This window comes from Pseudomonas capeferrum (assembly GCF_013523055.1).
Lineage (GTDB): Bacteria > Pseudomonadota > Gammaproteobacteria > Pseudomonadales > Pseudomonadaceae > Aquipseudomonas > Aquipseudomonas capeferrum_A.
In genome coordinates this window covers 25,503-44,739 of sequence record NZ_JAAMQM010000011.1, presented here as the reverse complement: position 1 = coordinate 44,739, position 19,237 = coordinate 25,503, and the positions used below count along the sequence as shown (strand labels likewise).

Genomic DNA, 19,237 nt, shown 5'->3' with positions numbered 1-19,237 from the left:
GTGCTGTTGTCGCGCAGTAATCGCCGGGTCGAGTTGACCGAAGCAGGTCGGGTTTTCCTCGAGGGAAGCCGAATGGTATTCGAGCGGCTGGACAGCGCCGTGCATCAGGCACGCAAGGCCGGTGCCGGCAAGATTGGCCAACTGTGTATCGGCTATACCGATTTCGCGGTCTCCGGACAGCTGCCGACCATCCTCGACGGCTTTCACCGGTGCTACCCACAGATCAAAGCCGACCTGGTTTATGGTTCGACCCAGCAGCAGCTCGAACTATTGAAGGACGGTGTCATCGAGTTCGCTTTTATTACCGGGCCCTTCCTGGATCCGGATATCGACAGCATCGAAGTGCAGCGTGATCGCTTTGTCGCGGTGTTGCCGCAGAACCACCCGCTCGCTGAACAGACCGAGGTGATGTTGTCGGATCTTGCGCAAGAGCCTTTCGTATTGGGTGTAATGAGCCAATGGTCGCACTATCGTAGACAGCTCGATGCGCTTTGCATCAGTGCCGGGTTTCTGCCTGATGTCGTGCAAGAGGCATACAACAGCGAAGGTGTGTTTGGATTTGTTGCGGCCAATATCGGTGTTACTGTCCACTTGGAAAGTGCGGGTAATTTCAATCGCAAGGGCGTGGTACTAATCCCGCTGAAGGGGGTGGATGCCCGGATCTGCACGTTGGCCACCTGGTTGAAAACGTCGGTGACGCCGGTTCAGCAAAAATTCATCGACTTCCTCAGGCATTGGGCGCCGTCGTGCTGAATGCACCGCGCCTGCCTTGGCCTGGAATCGATACAGACGGTGGACATCACAGGGTTTGCGCACGCAAGGAGGTTGTGCGACAGCTTTGATTGCGGGCACTCAGGGGGAGCTTGCCTGCGCTCGGCTCCCTCTTGGGACAGGGAGCCTGCTGCCTCAGCGTAGACAAGTGGCTCAGCTGCGCATGACCTCATCCAGCGCATGTTCAAGTGTGCTGACCGTGCGCTCGATATTGTGCAGCTTGTCGAGTCCGAACAGGCCGATGCGGAAGGTCTGGAAGTCGGCCGGCTCGTCGCATTGCAGCGGCACTCCAGCAGCGATCTGCAGACCGTGCGAGGCAAATTTCTTTCCGCTCTTGATCTCGGCATCGTCGGTATAGCTGACCACCACGCCAGGGGCCTGGAAGCCAGCTGCGGCCACGCTCTTGATCCCCTTGGCGGTCAACAGCGCGCGTACCCGGTCGCCGAGTTTCTGCTGTTCGCCGCAGACCTTGTCGAAGCCGTAGGCCTGGGTCTCTTTCATCACATCGCGAAAACGCGCCAGGGCATCGCTGGGCATGGTCGCGTGGTAGGCGTGCCCACCCTGTTCGTAGGCCTGCATGATCTGCAGCCATTTCTTCAGGTCACAGGCAAAGCTGCTGCTTTGCGTCTGCTCGATGCGCTCGAGGGCCAAGGGGCTGAACATCACCAAGGCGCAGCAAGGGGACGCGCTCCAGCCTTTTTGCGGCGCACTGATCAGCAGGTCGATGGCGCACGCCTGCATGTCGACCCACAGTGCGCCCGAGGCGATGCAGTCCAGCACGAACAGGCCTCCCACCGCATGCACGGCGTCGCCGACGGTGCGCAGGTAATCATCGGGCAGGATCATTCCCGATGAGGTTTCGACATGGGGGGCGAAGACCACCTGCGGCTTCTGCGCCGCAATGGTTGCCAGCACTTCGTCCAGTGGTGGTGGGGCGAAGGCGCCTTGGCGGCCGTCCTCGATCGGTCGGGCTTTGAGCACCGTGGTGGCCGCCGGGATGTTGCCCATATCGAGGATCTGGCTCCAGCGATAACTGAACCAGCCGTTGCGTATCACCAGACACTGCTGTCCGCTGGCAAACTGTCGAGCCACGGCTTCCATGCCGAAGGTGCCGCTACCAGGAACCACCGCAACCGCGTGGGCGTTATAGACCTGTTTGAGGGTGCTGGAAATATCGTTCATCACCCCTTGGAACGACTGCGACATGTGGTTGAGCGAGCGGTCGGTGTAGACCACCGAATACTCGATCAGCCCCTCGGGATCGATACTGGGATATAGCTTTGACATGTGTGACTCCTGTGGCAGAAATCTCAATGTATCGACCCTGCCCTAAGCCTTGGTAAATGACAAGGTTGCCCGAGGTTGGATTGCAGTACCAGCCAGGCGCACTTATGGGTTTGGGAGTATGGTGCGCGAGTCAACGTTGAATTCTTTCGTCCTCCGAGGGCCTTTGCGCTTGCCGATCCACCAGGCGCAGTAAGCGCTGATGGCGCCTGCGAACAGCACGTAAAGACAGGTAGTCCATGGCTGCCCATTACTGCTTCGCATCAATGCGGTGGCGATCATCGGGGTCAGGCCGCTGGCGAAGATGCCGGAGAATTGATAGACGAAAGAGATGCCGGTGTAGCGCACTTTAGCGTCGAACAGTTCACAGAACATTGCCGCCTCAGGGCCGTAGATCGCAGCGTAAAAAATACCGAAGGGAACCACGATGGCCATCCAGATAATGAACATGTCGCCATTGCTGGTCATCATCAGCCAGAAGGCCGGAAAGGCGCAGAGGGCGGTGATCAGCGAACCCCAGAAGTACACGCGGGTGCGGCCGATACGATCGGACAAGGCCCCGAACATCGGGATGGTAAAGCACATCACCACCGCCGCCACCATCACCCCGATCAATGCTTCGGAACGTGGCAGGTTGAGTGTCTGGGTCAGGTAGCTGAGCGAGAATACGCCGAACACATTGAAGAACACGCCGTCGATGTAGCGCGCGCCCATACCGGCCAGTACGTTCTTGGGGTAACGCTTCATCATGTCAACGAACGGAATGGCAGCTTCGGCGTTGGCCGCTTTGACCTTGGCAAACTCAGGGCTTTCCATCACGTTCAGACGAATCCAGGTACCGACGAACACCAGGCCTGCGCTGAGCAGAAAAGCGATGCGCCAGCCCCACTCGAGAAACTGTGCGTCAGTCAGGACGTAGGACAGAAGTCCCACCACACCAGAGGCCAGGCACAAGCCGATTGCCAGGCCGATCTGCGGCAGGCTGGCGTAGAAACCGCGCTTATGTTTTGGCGCGTACTCGAAAGCCATCAGCACTGCGCCACCCCATTCGCCACCAAGGCCGATGCCCTGGACGATGCGCAGCAGCAGTAGAAGGATCGGTGCCCAGATACCGATGCTGTCGTAACTGGGTACCAGACCAATGAGAAAGGTGGCCACGCCCATGATCATCATGGTCATGATCAACATGCTTTTTCGTCCAATCCTGTCGCCGAAATGACCGAAAATCACACCGCCGATAGGACGGCTGAGAAAACCGACGGCGAATGTGACGTAGGCCAGCATGGTAGAGACCAGAGGGTCATCGCTCGGAAAGTACAGATGATTGAATACAACACCGGCGACGACGCCATAGAGGAAGAAGTCGTACCACTCAATGGTGGCGCCTATAACACTCGCGATAACCACCTTGCGCACGGGGTTGGGCGTGGACATGTGAGTATTCCTATTGTTGTCTTTATATGGAGGGTAAGCGCGTGCGGCACGCTACTTTCAATGTTCCATCAGGAGGCGACCGCGCTCAGTGCTGGCGCCGGTGCCTCCATGGCGTGATGTGTGCTGGCGCTGAGTTGGAGGCAGTCTTCGAGGATCATCGTCGAGGCCTTTTCGGCAATCATGACCACGGGGACGTTGGTGTTGCCCGAGACCAGTGTCGGCATGATCGAGCAGTCGACTACCCGCAATCCCTGCACGCCGTGTACGCGCAGGCGCGAATCCACCACTGCAAGCGGATCATTACCCATCTTGCAGGTGCCGGATGGGTGAAAGATGGTCGCCCCGTACTGACGGCAGAACTCGAGAATCTGTTCGTCGCTCTGGATCTCGTTGCCAGGCCGATACTCGCTGCGAATCAACGGCTTGAACGAACCGGTCGCGGCTAACTTGCGGGTGTAGCGCACCGCTGCAATCACCGTTTTGCGGTCCAGTTCGGTCGACAGGTAATTCGGCTGCATCGACGGCGGTTGCAGGGGGTCGGTCGAGGTGATGCGCACATAGCCGCGGCTTTCGGGGCGCAATTGGCAAACCGACATAGTGAAGCCCGAGAAGGGATGTACGCTGCCGCCGGCAGAGTCGGCGCTGAGCGTACCGAAGTGGTACTGAATGTCGGGTGTGCCGCTTTGTTCCAGCACCCGGGTGAACAGCCCGCCCTGGTTGATACCGATGGCCAGCGGTCCACCGCGGGTCAGCAGCCACTGCAGGCCCATGCGCAATTTACGTAGCGGCGAACGCAGGTCATCGTTGGTGGTGATCGGTTGGGTGCACTCGTAGATCAGGCGAATCTGCAAATGGTCCTGCAGGTTTTCACCCACACCTGGCAGTGCATGTACCGTTGCAATATTGAATTTTTCCAACAACTGCGAAGGGCCGATACCGGACAGTTGCAATAATTGCGGTGATTGCAGCGCACCGGCGCTGAGAATCACTTCGCGCTTAGCCTTTACGGCCAGCGACTGACCGTTCTGGCGGTACTGGACGCCGACGGCACGGGTTCCTTCGAAGAGGACTTTTTCGGCTTGGGCGAGCGCCTCGATGGTCAGGTTCGGACGACGCCTGGCGGGGTGCAGGTAGGCCACCGCGGTGCTGCAGCGCAAACCCTTGCGTGTGGTCAGTTGGTAGTAGCCGACGCCTTCCTGATCACCGGTGTTGAAGTCCTGGATGAGGGGGACGCCAAGTTCTTTGGCCGCCCCGATAAAGCCTTCGGTGAGGGGATGCCGCGCCTTGATGCTGGACGCCGACAACGGCCCGTCGGTGCCGCGAGTGGGGCCGGGACCAAGGTCGTTGCACTCGGCGCGGCGGAAGTAGGGTAATACATCGTCCCAGCCCCAGCCGGAGTTACCAGCGCTGGCCCAGGCATCGTAATCGGCGCTCTGGCCACGAATGAAAATGAGACCGTTGATTGAGCTGCAGCCACCGAACACCTTGCCGCGCGGCCAGTAGATGCGCCGGTCGTTCATGCCGGGATCTGGATCGGTATAGAAGCCCCAGTTGTATACCGGGTGGAACATGGTCTTGGCGTAGCCTATCGGGATATGGATCCACGGATACCGATCCGCAGGCCCCGCCTCGAGTAAGCAAACGCTGTATCGTCCGTTCTCGCTGAGTCTATTGGCCAGCACACAACCGGCTGAACCGGCACCGACAATGACGAAGTCATAGGCACGTGTCATCCGAAAATCCTCTTTTTCTTATAGTCATGAACCCGAGTTGCACGTGCAAAGTAGAACAATCCATTCCATTTATATGGGGCCAGAGTTAGAGTGCCTATAAGTCCACGCTATATTTCGTGCTAAAACGTTGACTAACTCTTTGATAGTTAACGAGTTGGTTGTATATGGCTTTTTATCAGGTTTTTAATAATGGTACGAATCGAACCGAAATACAGGGAGGGCGTAGTGGAGCCGGTTATCGGAGAAAACCCGGATCGCAGCCTGCGCGCCTTGCTGTTATTGGAAGCCGTCGCCAACGCGGATGCCCCGCTGTCTCTCGCACAGTTGTGCGACCGGCTTGAGGCACCCAAGGCCACTCTGCTGCGCATGCTGGTAGCGCTGGAGCGGCTCGGCTATCTGCTGCGCGAAGTGGACGAGAAGACCTACCTGCTCGGTCCCCGCGCCAGTCGCCTGGGTCTGTCGCTACTGCGCAACGAAGTAGTGCTTCAGCGAAGCCGTCTTATTCTGCAGACGCTGGTGCTACAGCTGGGTGAAACCTGCAACCTGACGGCATTGGATGGCGATTCTGTGATCTACATCGACCGCGTGGAAACCCGCGAGCCTTTGCGCCTGCATGTCGAGCCTGGCACCCATGTGCCGTTACATTGCACCGCCAGTGGCAAGTTGTTTCTCGCCGAGATGCCAGCGGAAACACGCAGGGCCATGCTCAAGCACCTTGAACTGACGCCTCAGACCGATCGCAGCATTACCGACGGCGACCTGTTGGAAACCGAGCTGGAGCGTATCCGCGCACGTGGTGTAGGGATTGACAGTGAGGAGTTCGTCAGAGGTATGGTGGCGGTCGCCGTGCCAATCAGAAGTGCCGAGGGTCATTGCCTGGCGGCGCTGGCCTGCCATGCGCCCACGGCACGGAAAAGCCTTAACGACTTGATCGAATACATTCCCCAATTGCAGGCTGCGGCCGCGCAACTGGCGCTTTCCTTGGCGTGGGAATCCTCCCGCGGTTGAGCATTCCAGAGAACGCTGGAAGGTGCCGTTAGCCTCGCCTTGGCGCTGCTGCACATTCGCTCATTTACAGGAACAGGCCGCTCAACGGCGAGGAAGCGTCCCCGCTGAGCCGGCGCGGCATGCGTCCCGCCAGGTAGGCTTCGCGGCCGGCCTCGACCGCCTTGCGCATCGCCGAGGCCATACGGATCGGCTCGCGGGCGCGGGCAATAGCGGTGTTCATCAGCACCCCGTCGCAGCCCAGTTCCATGGCGATGGCGGCATCAGAAGCGGTGCCGACACCGGCATCGACGATCACTGGGACCTTGGCGTTTTCCACGATCAAGCGGATGTTGTAGGGATTACGGATGCCCAGACCGGAGCCGATCGGCGCGCCCAGGGGCATCACCGCCACGCAGCCAAGTTCCTCCAGGCGTCGGGCCACCAGCGGGTCGTCGCTGGTATAGACCATCACCTTGAAGCCCAGGTCGACCAATTGCTGGGCGGCAATCAGGGTTTGGCCGATGTCGGGGTAGAGGGTCTGACTGTCACCAAGCACTTCCAGTTTGACCAGATTGTGGCCGTCCAGCAGTTCGCGTGCCAGTAAGCAGGTGCGCACCGCATCCTTGGCCGTGTAACAGCCCGCGGTATTGGGCAAAAGGGTGTAGCGCTCCGGCGTGATCACCTCAAGCAGGTTGGGCTGATCGGCATCCTGGCCGAGGTTGCTGCGGCGCACCGCAAACGTAACGATCTGCGCCGAGCTGGCCTCGACTGCCGCGCCAGTCTCGGTCAGGTCGGCATAGTGTCCAGTGCCGACCAGCAGGCGTGAGGCGTAGGCCTGGCTGGCAATGATGAGCGGGTCGGGGGTTGTGTTCGCGATGGTCATAGAGGCTCCGGGTGGGGGTTATGACTATGCCGGCGGGCATCAGCCGCCGCCGATGGCGTGCACGATCTCCAGGCGGTCGCCTTGTTGCAGGCGCAGCTCGGCGTACTCGCTGCGCGGTACCACGTCGTGGTTGTACTCAATGGCCAGGCGTCGCTCTTGCAGCTGTAGCTGGATGAGCAGTTGCGCCAGATTGATGCCCGCCGGCAACAACTGGGCCACCCCGTTGATCTCCACTTCAATCATTCAGGTTCTCCTGTCGGTGACGGCTATCGTGCTCGCAGGGTGGGGGGATCGGCGCAGCGCTTGAAGAGCCAATCGCGGCTGCGGCGCTAGTCCAGTGCGGTGATTGACGGCTGGCATCACGCGTGGGCAATAACTGGTTCTAACTGCGCGCGCTGCTTGTTCTTAGTTTCGTCGTCAGGGGTGGATCGGGCAGTGCTGCGTTGCGATGCCGAGTACTGCTCCTTCGTATGTCGGTGCCTGGAGCTTGTCTCCTGCCCGGTGACCAACAATAAAAATGCACCAGTCGAGAGGTAAGCATGAAAACAACAGCCCATGAGTACGATGCAGTCGAGGCGGTGGCCAGTGACCGCGCTCACGTCTGGCATCACCTGTCCCAGCACAAACCGCTGGAGCAGAACGATCCGCTGATGATCGTCGAAGGCAAGGGCATGCGCGTCTGGGACATCAAGGGCAACGAATACCTGGATGCGGTCTCTGGCGGTGTGTGGACCGTCAACGTCGGTTACGGCCGCGAGAGTATTGCTGACGCGGTGCGCGATCAGCTGGTGAAGATGAATTTTTTCGCCAACTCCGCAGGCAACATTCCTGGTGCCTTGTTCGCCAAGAAACTGATCGAGAAGATGCCTGGCCTGAGCCGGGTGTACTACTCCAATTCCGGTTCCGAGGCCAATGAGAAGGCCTACAAGATCGTGCGGCAGATCGCGCACAAAAAATACGGGGGTAAAAAGCACAAGATTCTGTTCCGCGAGCGTGACTACCACGGCACTACCATTACTGCGCTGAGCTCAACCGGCCAGTTCGAGCGCAAGAACCAGTACGGTCCCTTCACCCCGGGTTTCGTCGAGTTTCCCCACTGCTGCGAATACCGCTCGCAGTTTGGAGATGTGGCCGACTATGGCGTGCGCGCCGCCATGGAGATGGAGCGAGTAATCCTCGCGGAAGGGCCGGATACCGTGGGTGCCGTGGTGCTCGAACCGATCACCGCTGGGGGGGGTGTCATCACGCCGCCGGAGGGTTACTGGGAGACCATTCAGGCGATCTGCAAGAAGTACGACATCCTCCTGCACATTGACGAAGTGGTCTGTGGTCTGGGCCGTACCGGTAAGTGGTTTGGCTATCAGCACTACGGCATCAAGCCGGACATCGTCACCATGGCCAAGGGTGTGGCCAGCGGTTACGCGGCGATCTCCTGCACAGTGACCACCGAGGAAGTGTTCGAGGCGTTCAAGGGTGAGGCCGATGACCGGATGGGCTACTTCCGCGACATCAGCACCTTCGGCGGCTGCACCGCAGGCCCGGCGGCGGCGCTGGAGAATATGCGAATTATCGAGGACGAGGGCTTGTTGGAGAACGTCACCCATATGGGCGAGTACTTCATGGGTCGCCTGCGCGAGCTGCAGGACAAGTATCCAATCATTGGTGATGTGCGCGGCAAGGGCCTGTTCTGTGGTCTGGAGCTGGTCAAGGACCGCGAGACGAAGGAGCCGGTGCCGGAGAGCGTGGCGATTGCCATCGTCGCTGACTGCATGCGCCAAGGGGTGATGATCGGGCGTACTAACCGAAGCTTCGAGCAGTTCAACAATACGCTGTGCTTCAGCCCAGCGTTGATCGCTACACAAAAGGAGTTGGATGTGATCATCGCCGCCCTGGACAGCGCCTTTGGCCGCCTTGCAACTCATCCATAAAGCTTGCGGACCCTGAGCAGACCGGCCCCTTAGCTTCGTTGAGGGCCCGGTTTTGGTGTGTCTGCGGCGTTATATGTCGAGCGCTGGATAGTTTTGCCAAGGTGTTGTTGCTAGTCTGCTTGGCAATCGCCGCGCTAGCGCTGTACTGGCAAGGGTATTTGAAGTGATTGGCCAAGTGGTGTGCGGTGCCAGCGCTTGTCGTTCGTTCAGTCGAGGCCGCTATGTTCCAGTTATTCCATTTGTCCGCCGAAAAATCCACCAACCTGCAACAGCAACTGCGCGAGCAGATCGCCCAAGTGATTCTCAACGGCAATATTCCGCTCGACAGCCCGTTACCCTCCAGTCGCAAGCTGGCCAAACAGCTGAACATTGCGCGCAACACGGTGGTTCTGGCCTACGAACACCTGCTTGACGATGGCTACCTGCTGGCCCGTGAGCGCAGCGGTTACTACGTCAATCCGGATATTTTGGCTCGCAAGGTCGAGTCGCCGCGTGCGGACCAGAACGAGACCGCCACCACCAAGCTGGACTGGTCACAACGGCTCATAATGCAACCCTCGCAGCAACGCAACATGAGTAAGCCAAGGGATTGGCAGAATTATAAATACCCGTTTATCTACGGGCAGTTCGACCCGGCCCTGTTTCCGACCGCCAACTGGCGTGAATGCTGCCGCGACGCGGTAAGCATCCCGGCGATCCGTGATTGGGCCTCGGACCGCTTCGATAACGACGATCCCCTGCTGATGGAGCAGATCAGGACACGGCTATTGCCGCGTCGTGGTGTCTGGGCTTCGCCTGAACAGATCCTTGTCACGGTTGGCGCGCAGCACGCTCTGTATATGCTGGCGCGTCTGTTGTTGCGCCCCGACAGTCTGATGGGCATTGAAGAGCCGGGCTACGTGGACATCCGCAATATCGCCATGCTCAATCCCTCGAGAATTCAGCCGCTGGCGGTGGACAACCAGGGCCTGATGCTGAGCGAGGAGCTCAATGGCTGCGATCTTATCTATACCACTCCCAGCCATCAGTGCCCGAGCACCGTGACCATGCCCTTGGAGCGCCGCTACGAATTGTTGCAGCGGGCCAATGAGCACGATTTTCTAATCATTGAGGACGATTACGAAAGCGAAACCAACTTCAAGGGCAGCCCGATCCCGGCGCTCAAGAGTCTGGACAAGAATGATCGGGTGCTTTACGTCGGCAGCCTGTCAAAGACCCTGGCGCCCGGCCTGCGGGTCGGCTATCTGGTGGGCCCCGAAGCCCTGATCCGCGAGGCGCGGGCGTTGCGTCGACTGATGGTGCGTCATCCGGCGGCGAACAATCAGCGCTCGGTGGCGCTGTTCCTCGAGCGCGGTTACCACGATGCCTTGATCATGAGCCTGATGCGGGCTTACGAGGAGCGTCATCAGCAGATGGGAGCTGCCCTGCGTGAGTACCTGCCGGAATCCTCCAAGGAGCCGAGCTTCGGCGGCTCTTGCTACTGGGTCAAGGGACCCGACAGCCTGGATGCGCGACGTCTGCAGAAGGAAGCCACCAACCACGGCATCCTGATCGAGCCCGGCGATATTCATTTCATCGGTGAGCAGCCGCCGCTCAATTACTTCCGTCTGGGGTACTCGTCGATTACAGCTGATCGCATCCGTCCGGGGATCAAACTGCTTGCTGAGCTCATCCAGCAGCTCAGCTAACCGACCATTGAAAGCCACGACCCTCGGCTATGCAGCGTTGAGGGCACTTCGGCGCAGCAGCCAAAGGGCCGCCAAGCCCATGAATTGCCCCTCTGCAACACCTCTTCCGCGCGCTTTTGCCTGACGCTCGCTAGCGGTTTCAACGGTCTGCGAAGACCTCATTGCCGATTTTTAGCCATTGCCTGCGCGCCAATAGCAGCGTGGGTTTGCGGCTTGTACGACGCCTGTCGTGCACCTGTTTGGGCCGTCTGTGCCGGCTGGCGAATCTGGACCCTGCTGGCTTAACAGGTGGTCTTCAACTGGTTCTATCTGCCACTTCCCCCGACTCCTACTCTAGCCCCAAGGCAGCCAGTTCTCGCTTCAAGGCGAACGAGAGACGGCTCGCTCGACCTGCCCCAAAACTCCATCACAACAACAACCGGAGAGATCGGCATGCGTAAAGGAGCTACACAGAGCAAGCCCCACGAGTTCCGCGCCGCCTGTGGTCGCATCGCCGCCCGCGCCGAGATGAACGTCGAGGTCAAGGAATCCAGGCCAACGAACGTCGTCAACTGCGCCGCACCCCGTACCCGGCCATCGGCCTGAGCATTCATGTTGGACAGCGTGCCTGTCCCTGAAGTGTATCCCTATGCACCCATGCCGCTGAAAGGCTGAGCCCCGAGTATTTGGCGGCGCAGCCGCCATACCTTAAGTAACGAGAGGAATATCGATATGCCACGCATGACCCCCAGCGAAGCAATGGTTGAAACACTGGTTGCCAACGGCGTCACCGACGTCTTTGGCATCATGGGTTCGGCCTTTATGGATGCGATGGATATCTTCGCTCCGGCCGGCATCCGTTTTATCCCTGTAGTCCACGAGCAGGGCGCCGGTCACATGGCCGACGGCTTCTCACGGGTCAGTGGTCGTCACGGCGTGTGCATCGCGCAGAACGGCCCCGGCATCACTAACTTCGTCACCGCCATCGCCGCGGCTTACTGGGCGCACAGCCCGGTGGTGGTGATCACTCCCGAAACCGGCTCGATGAGTCAGGGCCTTGGTGGCTTCCAGGAAGCCCAGCAACTGCCGTTCTTCGAAACCATCACCAAGTACCAGGCCCACGTGCCTAATCCTGCGCGAATGGCTGAACTGACCGGACGCTGCTTCGATCGGGCGATGCAAGAAAATGGTCCGACCCAGCTGAACATTCCGCGTGACTTCTTCTATGGCGATATCAACGTCGAGATCCCTACGCCGATCCGTATCGAGCGCAGCGCCGGTGGAGAGCAGAGCCTGGCCGAGGCAGCCCAGATACTTGCGGCGGCGAAATACCCAGTGATTATCTCCGGTGGTGGCGTGGTCATGGGCGACGCAGTCGAAGCCTGTCAGGCGCTCGCCGAATACCTCGGCGCCCCGGTGGTCAACAGCTACCTGCACAATGACTCCTTCCCGGCCAGTCACCAGCTGTGGTGCGGCCCGCTAGGCTACCAAGGATCCAAGGCCGCAATGAAGCTGCTGTCGCGCGCCGACGTGGTACTGGCTCTGGGGACTCGCCTGGGCCCATTCGGTACCCTGCCGCAGCACGGCCTTGATTACTGGCCGAAGCAGGCGAAGGTGATCCAGATCGACTGCGACTCGAAAATGCTCGGCCTGGTGAAAAAAATCACCGTAGGTATCTGCGGCGACGCCAAGGCCGCGGCGGTCAACCTGCTCGGTCGTCTGGAGAACCTCGACGTGCTGTGCCTGGAAAACAAGGGCGCGCGTGCCGAGGAAATCGCCAAGGAAAAATTCGACTGGGAAACCGAGTTGAGCGGCTGGATCCACGAGAAGGACGAATACTCGCTGGACATGATCAAAGAGCAGAGTGGTGAGGACGGCAATTACCTGCACCCGCGCCAGGTCCTGCGTGAACTGGAGAAAGCCATGCCGGCCGATGCCATGGTCTCCACGGACATTGGCAATATCAACTCGGTATCCAACAGCTACCTGCGCTTCGAGAGGCCACGTTCGTTCTTCGCCGCCATGAGTTTCGGCAACTGTGGCTACGCGCTGCCGACCATCATCGGCGCCAAGGTCGCCGCACCGCACCGCACCGCCATCTCCTATGCCGGTGACGGCGCCTGGGGCATGTCGATGATGGAAATCATGACCTGTGTGCGCGAGAACATCCCGGTCACCTCGATCGTGTTCCACAACCGTCAGTGGGGCGCGGAGAAGAAGAACCAAGTGGACTTCTACAACCGTCGCTTCGTCGCAGGCGAGCTGGAAAACCAGAGCTTCGCCGGCATTGCCCGCTCGATGGGTGCCGAAGGCGTCACCGTCGACCGTCTGGAAGATGTCGGCCCCGCACTCCAGGCTGCTTGCGAGGCACAAAAGCTCGGCAAGACCACGGTGATCGAGATCATGTGTACCCGCGAACTGGGCGATCCGTTCCGCCGCGATGCGCTGTCTAAGCCGGTACGTTTCCTCGAGAAGTACAAAGACTACGTCTAAGTCGCCGAGGTGACCGGTTTGCGCCGGACACTTGCAGCTAGTGGCCTGTGACTGGCTCAACTGGTCGTACAGATCACCAGGAATACTGCAACGGCGCCTTCTGGCGCTGTTGCAGCTTCGACCGCGAACAAACAGGAATCCAAGCATGTTGAGCACTATTCCACGGGAATGCCCGGCGTTCCTGCTTGACCGGGCGAAGGCCCTGCCGCGCGTGGTCACAGCGGTGGTCAATCCGGTTAATCTACTGAGCCTGAGCAGTGCCAAGCGGGCTTGCGATGAAGGGCTTATCGAGCCGGTGCTGGTCGGTGATCAGGCGCAGATCCGTGCCCTGGCCGAAGAACTCGACTGGGACCTGCATGACCTGCGCTTGCTGCACGTCAGTGATGATGCACAGTGCGCCGAAGTCGCCTGCATCCAGGCTGGGGCCGGTAACGCGGAGGCTGTCATGAAGGGGCATCTGCACACGGATATCCTGCTGCGTGCAATACTCAAGCGTGAAGCCGGACTGCGGACTGCCAGCCGTCTCAGTCACGTGTTTCATATGACGCTGCCGGGCAGCGATAAAGCGTTGTCGATCACCGATGCGGTGATCAACGTGCAGCCTACGATCATCGACAAGATCCATATCGCCCGCAACGCCATCGAACTGATGCACGCCTTGGGCTATGAGAAGCCGCGCATGGCAGTGCTGTCCGGTACCGAGGAAGTGACACGGAGTATGCCGTCCAGCCAGGATGCCTCCGAGCTGGCCAAACTGGCGGCGCTCGGTGTCCTGGGCGAAGCCTGCGTCGACGGACCGCTGGCCTTCGACAACGCGGTATCGCTGGAAGCGGCGCGGATCAAAGGCATTGGCGGCGAGGTAGCGGGCAATGCCGATATCCTGTTGGTGCCGAACCTGGAAGCCGGTAATTTTCTGTTCAAACAGATGGTGTATTTCATGAGTGCCACGGCCGCCGGATTGGTGCTGGGCGCGCGGGTGCCGATCATTCTCACCTCGCGTGCCGACCCGTTGGAGGCGCGCCTGGCGTCCTGCGCGCTGGCTTCCATTTTTATCGATTATCACCGGCAGTCCCGTAGCCGCTTGCTGGCTGCTGGCTAAGCAACCCCCAAGGTTCAAGGAGAAGCGCGATGGCCGTGCAACGTTATGGCTTTATCTTCAAGGCACCAGGCATGCAGTTCCTTACCCACAATGGGCGCCTTGAGTCCGACACCTTCGCCGCGACCCTGTGCGGCGTTGCGAGCGTCGAGGAAGCGGTGATGGTGGCGCAGGAGCTGTTGACCCGGCATGTGCAATTGATCGAGCTGTGCGGTGCCTTCACCGAGGCCGAAGTCGAGCAGATTCGCATCGCCATTGATGATCGGATTCCAGTGGCCGCCGTGCAGCACAGCCCTGACACGCAGCAACGCCTGCAGCAATCGACGGATTGAGGTGCCTCGCCTCGGATGATCTGCGGGCTTGTCTTTAGGGCACGGTGGCGCAGCGGGCGTGAGCCACTTCAGCCTGCCAGGCGGCCAACACACGCCGAGGCCACCAGTCACTGCCTTCGATCACTTGGCGGATCAGCGCCTGCTGGTGCGCATCACCGGCGAACTGCCGCGGACGCGGGAGTACCGGTAGTGTGGCGAGCAGGGCCTGGTAGGTTTGTAGCGGGTTGTCGATACTTTTCTGTGGTTCGCTGAGGTAGGGCAGTTGCGGTAACTGCGGGCACAGATAGAACATCAACTGTCGGGTCGGCGTTTGCACGTGTTCGCTGGCGAACAATGCCAGGTTGCACGCCTTGAGCAACTGGTCGGCCAACTGCAGACCCTCGGCACCACAGTTTCCAGCGATTTGCACCCAGCGCGCCGCCAGCTCCTGGCGAATGAAGCCATCTAGGCGCGCGGCCAATTCATCTTCGCTAAAGCCCAGAAAATCCAGCCCGAAGCAGTCCTTCAGAATACGCAGATAGGTCTTGTCGACCAGGGTGCGGCCGGCGTTTTGCCAGCCCAAGCCGGCGGCCTTGGCCACGCTGCCATGGAAATTCAACAGCAGGGCGTTCTCGCTGCTGCGCGCGTCCATGCCTGAGGCAAACGCTCGATGCGGCTGTAGCCAAGTCTGCCGCAGGCGCTCTCCCAGCTGGGCGAGACGCAGGTGATACAGGGTCATGTGATTTCTCCGCTTGGCCAAGCACGTTCAACGAATCATTCGCAGACGCCGCGCGACGCTCGACCGAGCCCGCGACCTGACGCATTGCGAAGGCCTACCCACATGACAATAGGGATTACCGACGCGGCGTATTAGCACCAGCTGCCGGTTGCGTTCTGGGCCACGCAGGCAGATGCCGGCTGGACCCTAAGACCGACTCGACGTGGCCCTAAGAGGAGGGGCGGCGTTTCTCTAGCATTGAATCAGTGATCACATAACCACAAGGTGTAGCTGAGCACATGACAATAAAACAGCACAAAACCGTTCTTCCCGTGCACGGTCAGTCGCCTGAGCCGGCTCAGCCCTCGGCGTCGTGGCTGATACGCCGTCAGCAGAAAATCAGCCTGTTACTGCCCGGTATCATCGCCTCGGTGACCGTTGCCGCCAGTGCTTCTTTTCTGTCCGAGCATTACGGCGCACCGGTGATGTTGATGGCCTTGTTGCTGGGCATGGCACTGGGCTTCCTCTCCCAGGAGGGGCGTGCGGTCGCGGGTATTCGCTTCACTTCCAGCACCATCCTGCGTGGCGGCGTGGCGCTGCTGGGCATGCGCATCACCGTCGAGCAGATTCTCTCGTTGGGGGGAACGCTGATGGCGGTGGTGATCGGTGCTGTTTTCCTGACCATCAGTTTCGGCATCATCCTTGCCCGTCTTCTCGGCCAGTCACGCGATTTCGGCATTCTCAGCGGCAGCAGCGTGGGCATCTGTGGCGCCTCGGCGGCGCTGGCAATTTCCGCGGTACTGCCGCAAGACAAGGACAGCGAGCGCAACATCATCTTCACGGTGATCAGCGTGACCGCGCTGAGCACCATTGCGATGATTGCCTATCCGCCGATCGCCCAATGGATCGGCCTCGACGCCCATCAGGCCGGCATATTCCTCGGCGCAACCATTCACGATGTGGCCCAGGTGGTCGGTGCCGGCTACAGCATGTCGGAGGAAACCGGCGACACTGCGACCGTGGTCAAGCTTTTACGCGTGGCAATGCTGGTGCCGATCGTCTTCAGTCTGTCGCTGCTGCTGCGTAAGCGCGGTGATGGTGGTCCGCGCGCGGCACTCCCATTGCCCTTGTTCATCATCTTCTTTGTGCTGTTTGTCGCCATTAACAGCAGTGGCGTGGCTTCGGCGCAGGTGCAGGAGTTAGCCGGCGATGTGTCGCGCTGGTGCCTGGTGACAGCCATCGCCGCCCTGGGAATGAAAACGTCATTGAAGGCACTGCTGGAAGTAGGCTGGCGTCCAGCGACCCTGCTAGTCAGTGAAACTGTGTTTCTCGCGGCTTTGATCCTGATTGCGGTGAAATGGCTAGGATGATCAGCATCATGGATAACTTGCATTGCCCCCCGCCTGATCACCAGGCTGCTGCCCACACGGTGACTGTGCGGCGGCAGGCTGGCCCATCCGAAGTTGAGGCGGCATGAGCCTGCAAGTGCATGTGATTTTTCTGTGTTGCGTGGCCTTGGCAACTGTCGCCCAGAGCCTCACTGGCTTTGCCTTTGGCCTGATCCTGATGGGCTTGGTTGCGTCCCTGCACATGGTGCCGCTAAGTGAGGTAGCGGTGGTCATCAGTATCCTCACCCTGGGTAACGCCATGGGTACGCTGGGTGGGCCGAAACCGCAGTTGGACCGCGCGGTGCTGATGCCCGTGTTGATCAGCAGTCTGCTTGGCGTCAGCCTGGGCGTGTGGGGGCTCGACGCGTTGAGTGGTAGCCAGCTCACCTGGCTTCGCCTTCTGCTCGGCGTACTGATAGTCGCGGCCAGCCTCATGCTGGTGGTGCAAAACAAACCGAAACCGCAACTGTCCCGGCAGCCTTCGTTCTGGCTGGCCGGTGGCCTGTGCGGCGTGCTCAATGGCTTGTTTTCCAGCGGTGGGCCACCGATTGTTTATCACCTGTATCGCCAGCCTTTGGGCTACGAAATCATCCGCAATACCCTGATCACGGTGTTTTCCGCCAACGCGGCGGCACGCCTTGGCCTGGTCGTCGCGCAAGGGCAGATGCAAGTGTCCACGTTATTGTTGAGTGCCGAAGCATTGCCGTTGGTGCTACTGGTCAGTTGGCTGGTCCGTCGTTATCCGCCGAAGTTATCGCCGCGTACGGTGCGTTGGCTGGTCTTCGTACTGATGGCGCTAGCTGGCGTGAGCTTGATCTGGGATTCATTGCCGGGGCTTTTGGTTGCGGCTTCGGGATGAATGCTGATTGCCCAAAACCGCGGTTCCAGCGCCGCCCCGGCAGCGGCTCACGGCAGCCTCAGTAGAACATCCGCGGCTCGGGCGCCGCCAACAGGCTGGCTAGCTTGGTCAGGGCAAAACCGAGTTCGGCACGGCCTGGCCCCATCAGCGCAATGCGCACGCCGCGGGTAGTGCCACTGCGCTGGGCCAGGAACTGACTGCCGCTAACCACGATCACGCCATTGGCCCGGGCCAGGTTGGCGAACTCGTCACTGGTCCACGGCTTAGGCAACTCCAGCCAGAGGTGGAAGCTGTTGGCTTGGCTACGAATGGTATAGGTTCCCAGTATCTGCCGGGCCATGCGCTGGCGCTCGGCGGCCTCTTCCTGCTGCACCTTGACCAGGCGCGCGCCTTGGCCGCTGACAATCAGATTGGTGGCCAGTTGCGCCATGAGCGGCGACGGCATCCAGACGCTGCTGCGCACCATGGACGACAATCGCGACAGCATCTGCGGCGGCGCATACAAATAACCGATGCGTAATGCCGGCAACAGGCTCTTCGACAGGCTGGTCAGGTACACCGAGCGCTCGGGCGCATAAGCCGAAATCGGCTTATGTACCGAGCGGGTCTCCAGGAAGCCGTAGATGTCGTCATCAATGATGTACAGATCGAACTCGCGGGCGATCTGGACAATCTCCAGGCGCCGCGCCTCGGGCATGATCGAATTGGTGGGATTCTGATGGGTGGTCACCACGACCAACAGGGCCGGTCGATGCTCCACGCACATTGCCCGCAAGGACGCCGGTACCATTCCGAATTCATCGACCTGCACCCCTTGAAGGCGCCGCCCCAGGCTGTGCGCCAAGGAAATGATCCCTGGGTAACAGTATTCCTCGCACAGGATCACATCATCACTGTTGGACAGGCTGCTGATGGCAACCAGCAAACCATGCTGGGCCCCGGCGGTAAGTACGATCTGCTGCCCATTGGCTTCCGGCAGACTGCGCTGTACCCACAAGGCACCGGCCTCCCGATGCACTGCATGCCCGCCGTCGGTCGCGTAATCCAGTATCGACCCCAGCTCCGGGGACTGCCCCAACTCGGCGATGGATGCCCGCAACCAATCGCTCATGCCGGCATCGTTGGGCGTGATGATGGAAAGGTCAATAGGCCCGGTTTCGGTCTTGGTCGCAGGATTACCTGCTGCTGCCAGGGGAGGCGCGACGACTCGCGATGGCAACACGAAGGTGCCACGACCCACCTCGCCGATCACCAGGCCCCGCTTGGCCGCCTCATCATAGGAGCGGCCAATGGTACCCGGCGTCACCTTCAACGCTTCAGCCAGTTCCTTGAGTGTAGGTAAACGCTCACCCGCCATCAGACGACCGGCATTTATATCCCGTTCGAGCGCGTCGGCGATCATCAGGTAAACCGGTTGGCTATGGCCGCTGTATTGAGGAACCCACATAGGTACTACACCAGAAACAACAAGAGCGCGGGATCCTAGCATGAAATCTTTAATCAGAGTAATCGCAGTAATGCGTAGGAAATATAAACAGTTTAAGCAGATTGATTCGATTCAATTTGTGCATATTCACTGCCGACCTAGATGCTCAGCTTTATGCGGCTAACACGCTAATCCGAGGTGTTTTCCAGCAGCCCATCCTACATCTTCCATGATGAGCTGAGGGCAAGGAATCACAGCA

At 59.9% G+C, this 19,237-nt stretch carries 17 protein-coding genes; 10 read left to right on the top strand and 7 right to left on the bottom strand.

Features of this window, described 5'->3' with window-relative positions; all coding sequences use genetic code 11:
• Positions 1-99 precede the first annotated feature (99 nt).
• Positions 100-753 carry a LysR family substrate-binding domain-containing protein gene (locus G7009_RS13825; RefSeq protein ID WP_308813328.1) on the top strand — a complete coding sequence of 218 codons (654 nt, stop codon included), beginning with the start codon at positions 100-102 and terminating at the stop codon, positions 751-753.
• A gap of 171 nt (positions 754-924) precedes the next feature.
• Here the strand turns inward: G7009_RS13825 and G7009_RS13820 are convergent, their stop codons facing one another.
• The 3 genes from G7009_RS13820 to G7009_RS13810 all read right to left on the bottom strand — a co-directional run bounded on the left by G7009_RS13820 (position 925) and on the right by G7009_RS13810 (position 5,222).
• Positions 925-2,058, bottom strand: coding sequence for an aminotransferase class V-fold PLP-dependent enzyme (locus tag G7009_RS13820; protein ID WP_181130636.1), 1,134 nt, complete (start codon positions 2,056-2,058; stop codon positions 925-927).
• Positions 2,059-2,160: 102 nt separating this feature from the next.
• The gene (locus G7009_RS13815) at positions 2,161-3,489 is read right to left on the bottom strand and encodes an MFS transporter (RefSeq protein ID WP_181130635.1); all 1,329 of its coding nucleotides are present in this window, start codon (positions 3,487-3,489) and stop codon (positions 2,161-2,163) included.
• A 68-nt stretch (positions 3,490-3,557) separates the two neighbouring features.
• A complete protein-coding gene (locus G7009_RS13810; protein ID WP_181130634.1) occupies positions 3,558-5,222 on the bottom strand; it encodes a GMC family oxidoreductase in 1,665 nt (554 codons plus the stop codon).
• Between the two features lie 189 nt (positions 5,223-5,411).
• On the opposite strand from G7009_RS13810, the gene G7009_RS13805 reads away from it, so the two are divergent.
• Positions 5,412-6,230 carry an IclR family transcriptional regulator gene (locus G7009_RS13805; protein WP_181130633.1) on the top strand — a complete coding sequence of 273 codons (819 nt, stop codon included), beginning with the start codon at positions 5,412-5,414 and terminating at the stop codon, positions 6,228-6,230.
• Positions 6,231-6,294: 64 nt separating this feature from the next.
• On the opposite strand, the gene G7009_RS13800 is transcribed toward G7009_RS13805, so the two are convergent.
• Together G7009_RS13800 and thiS are read right to left on the bottom strand one after the other, a co-directional pair.
• Positions 6,295-7,092: a thiazole synthase gene (locus G7009_RS13800; RefSeq protein ID WP_181130632.1), complete on the bottom strand. Its 798-nt coding sequence runs from the start codon at positions 7,090-7,092 to the stop codon at positions 6,295-6,297.
• 39 nt (positions 7,093-7,131) lie between these two features.
• Positions 7,132-7,335, bottom strand: coding sequence for a sulfur carrier protein ThiS (gene thiS, locus G7009_RS13795; RefSeq protein ID WP_219856588.1), 204 nt, complete (start codon positions 7,333-7,335; stop codon positions 7,132-7,134).
• Positions 7,336-7,631: 296 nt separating this feature from the next.
• Between thiS and G7009_RS13790 the strand changes: the two genes are divergently transcribed.
• The 6 genes from G7009_RS13790 (at position 7,632) to G7009_RS13765 (ending at position 14,608) form a co-directional block, all read left to right on the top strand.
• Positions 7,632-9,020 carry an aminotransferase family protein gene (locus G7009_RS13790; protein ID WP_181130631.1) on the top strand — a complete coding sequence of 463 codons (1,389 nt, stop codon included), beginning with the start codon at positions 7,632-7,634 and terminating at the stop codon, positions 9,018-9,020.
• 221 nt (positions 9,021-9,241) lie between these two features.
• Positions 9,242-10,708, top strand: a complete 1,467-nt coding sequence (gene pdxR / locus G7009_RS13785) for a MocR-like pyridoxine biosynthesis transcription factor PdxR (protein ID WP_181130630.1) — start codon at positions 9,242-9,244, stop codon at positions 10,706-10,708.
• A gap of 432 nt (positions 10,709-11,140) precedes the next feature.
• The gene (locus tag G7009_RS13780; protein ID WP_181130629.1) at positions 11,141-11,293 is read left to right on the top strand and encodes a hypothetical protein; all 153 of its coding nucleotides are present in this window, start codon (positions 11,141-11,143) and stop codon (positions 11,291-11,293) included.
• Positions 11,294-11,419: 126 nt separating this feature from the next.
• Positions 11,420-13,180 (top strand): sulfoacetaldehyde acetyltransferase, encoded by a 1,761-nt coding sequence (gene xsc, locus G7009_RS13775; protein ID WP_181130628.1) that lies wholly within the window; start codon positions 11,420-11,422, stop codon positions 13,178-13,180.
• Between the two features lie 145 nt (positions 13,181-13,325).
• Positions 13,326-14,279: a bifunctional enoyl-CoA hydratase/phosphate acetyltransferase gene (locus G7009_RS13770; RefSeq protein WP_181130627.1), complete on the top strand. Its 954-nt coding sequence runs from the start codon at positions 13,326-13,328 to the stop codon at positions 14,277-14,279.
• 29 nt (positions 14,280-14,308) lie between these two features.
• Complete coding sequence (locus G7009_RS13765; RefSeq protein WP_181130626.1) at positions 14,309-14,608, top strand: DUF6506 family protein; 300 nt, start codon at positions 14,309-14,311, stop codon at positions 14,606-14,608.
• 34 nt (positions 14,609-14,642) lie between these two features.
• Here G7009_RS13765 and G7009_RS13760 read toward each other — a convergent pair whose 3' ends face one another.
• Complete coding sequence (locus tag G7009_RS13760) at positions 14,643-15,326, bottom strand: hypothetical protein (RefSeq protein WP_181130625.1); 684 nt, start codon at positions 15,324-15,326, stop codon at positions 14,643-14,645.
• 278 nt (positions 15,327-15,604) lie between these two features.
• On the opposite strand from G7009_RS13760, the gene G7009_RS13755 reads away from it, so the two are divergent.
• Positions 15,605-16,675 carry a YeiH family protein gene (locus G7009_RS13755; RefSeq protein WP_181130624.1) on the top strand — a complete coding sequence of 357 codons (1,071 nt, stop codon included), beginning with the start codon at positions 15,605-15,607 and terminating at the stop codon, positions 16,673-16,675.
• A gap of 103 nt (positions 16,676-16,778) precedes the next feature.
• Positions 16,779-17,552, top strand: coding sequence for a sulfite exporter TauE/SafE family protein (locus G7009_RS13750; RefSeq protein ID WP_181130623.1), 774 nt, complete (start codon positions 16,779-16,781; stop codon positions 17,550-17,552).
• 58 nt (positions 17,553-17,610) lie between these two features.
• Here G7009_RS13750 and G7009_RS13745 read toward each other — a convergent pair whose 3' ends face one another.
• Positions 17,611-18,999, bottom strand: coding sequence for an aminotransferase-like domain-containing protein (locus tag G7009_RS13745; RefSeq protein WP_181130622.1), 1,389 nt, complete (start codon positions 18,997-18,999; stop codon positions 17,611-17,613).
• Between the last annotated feature and the right edge of the window lie 238 nt (positions 19,000-19,237).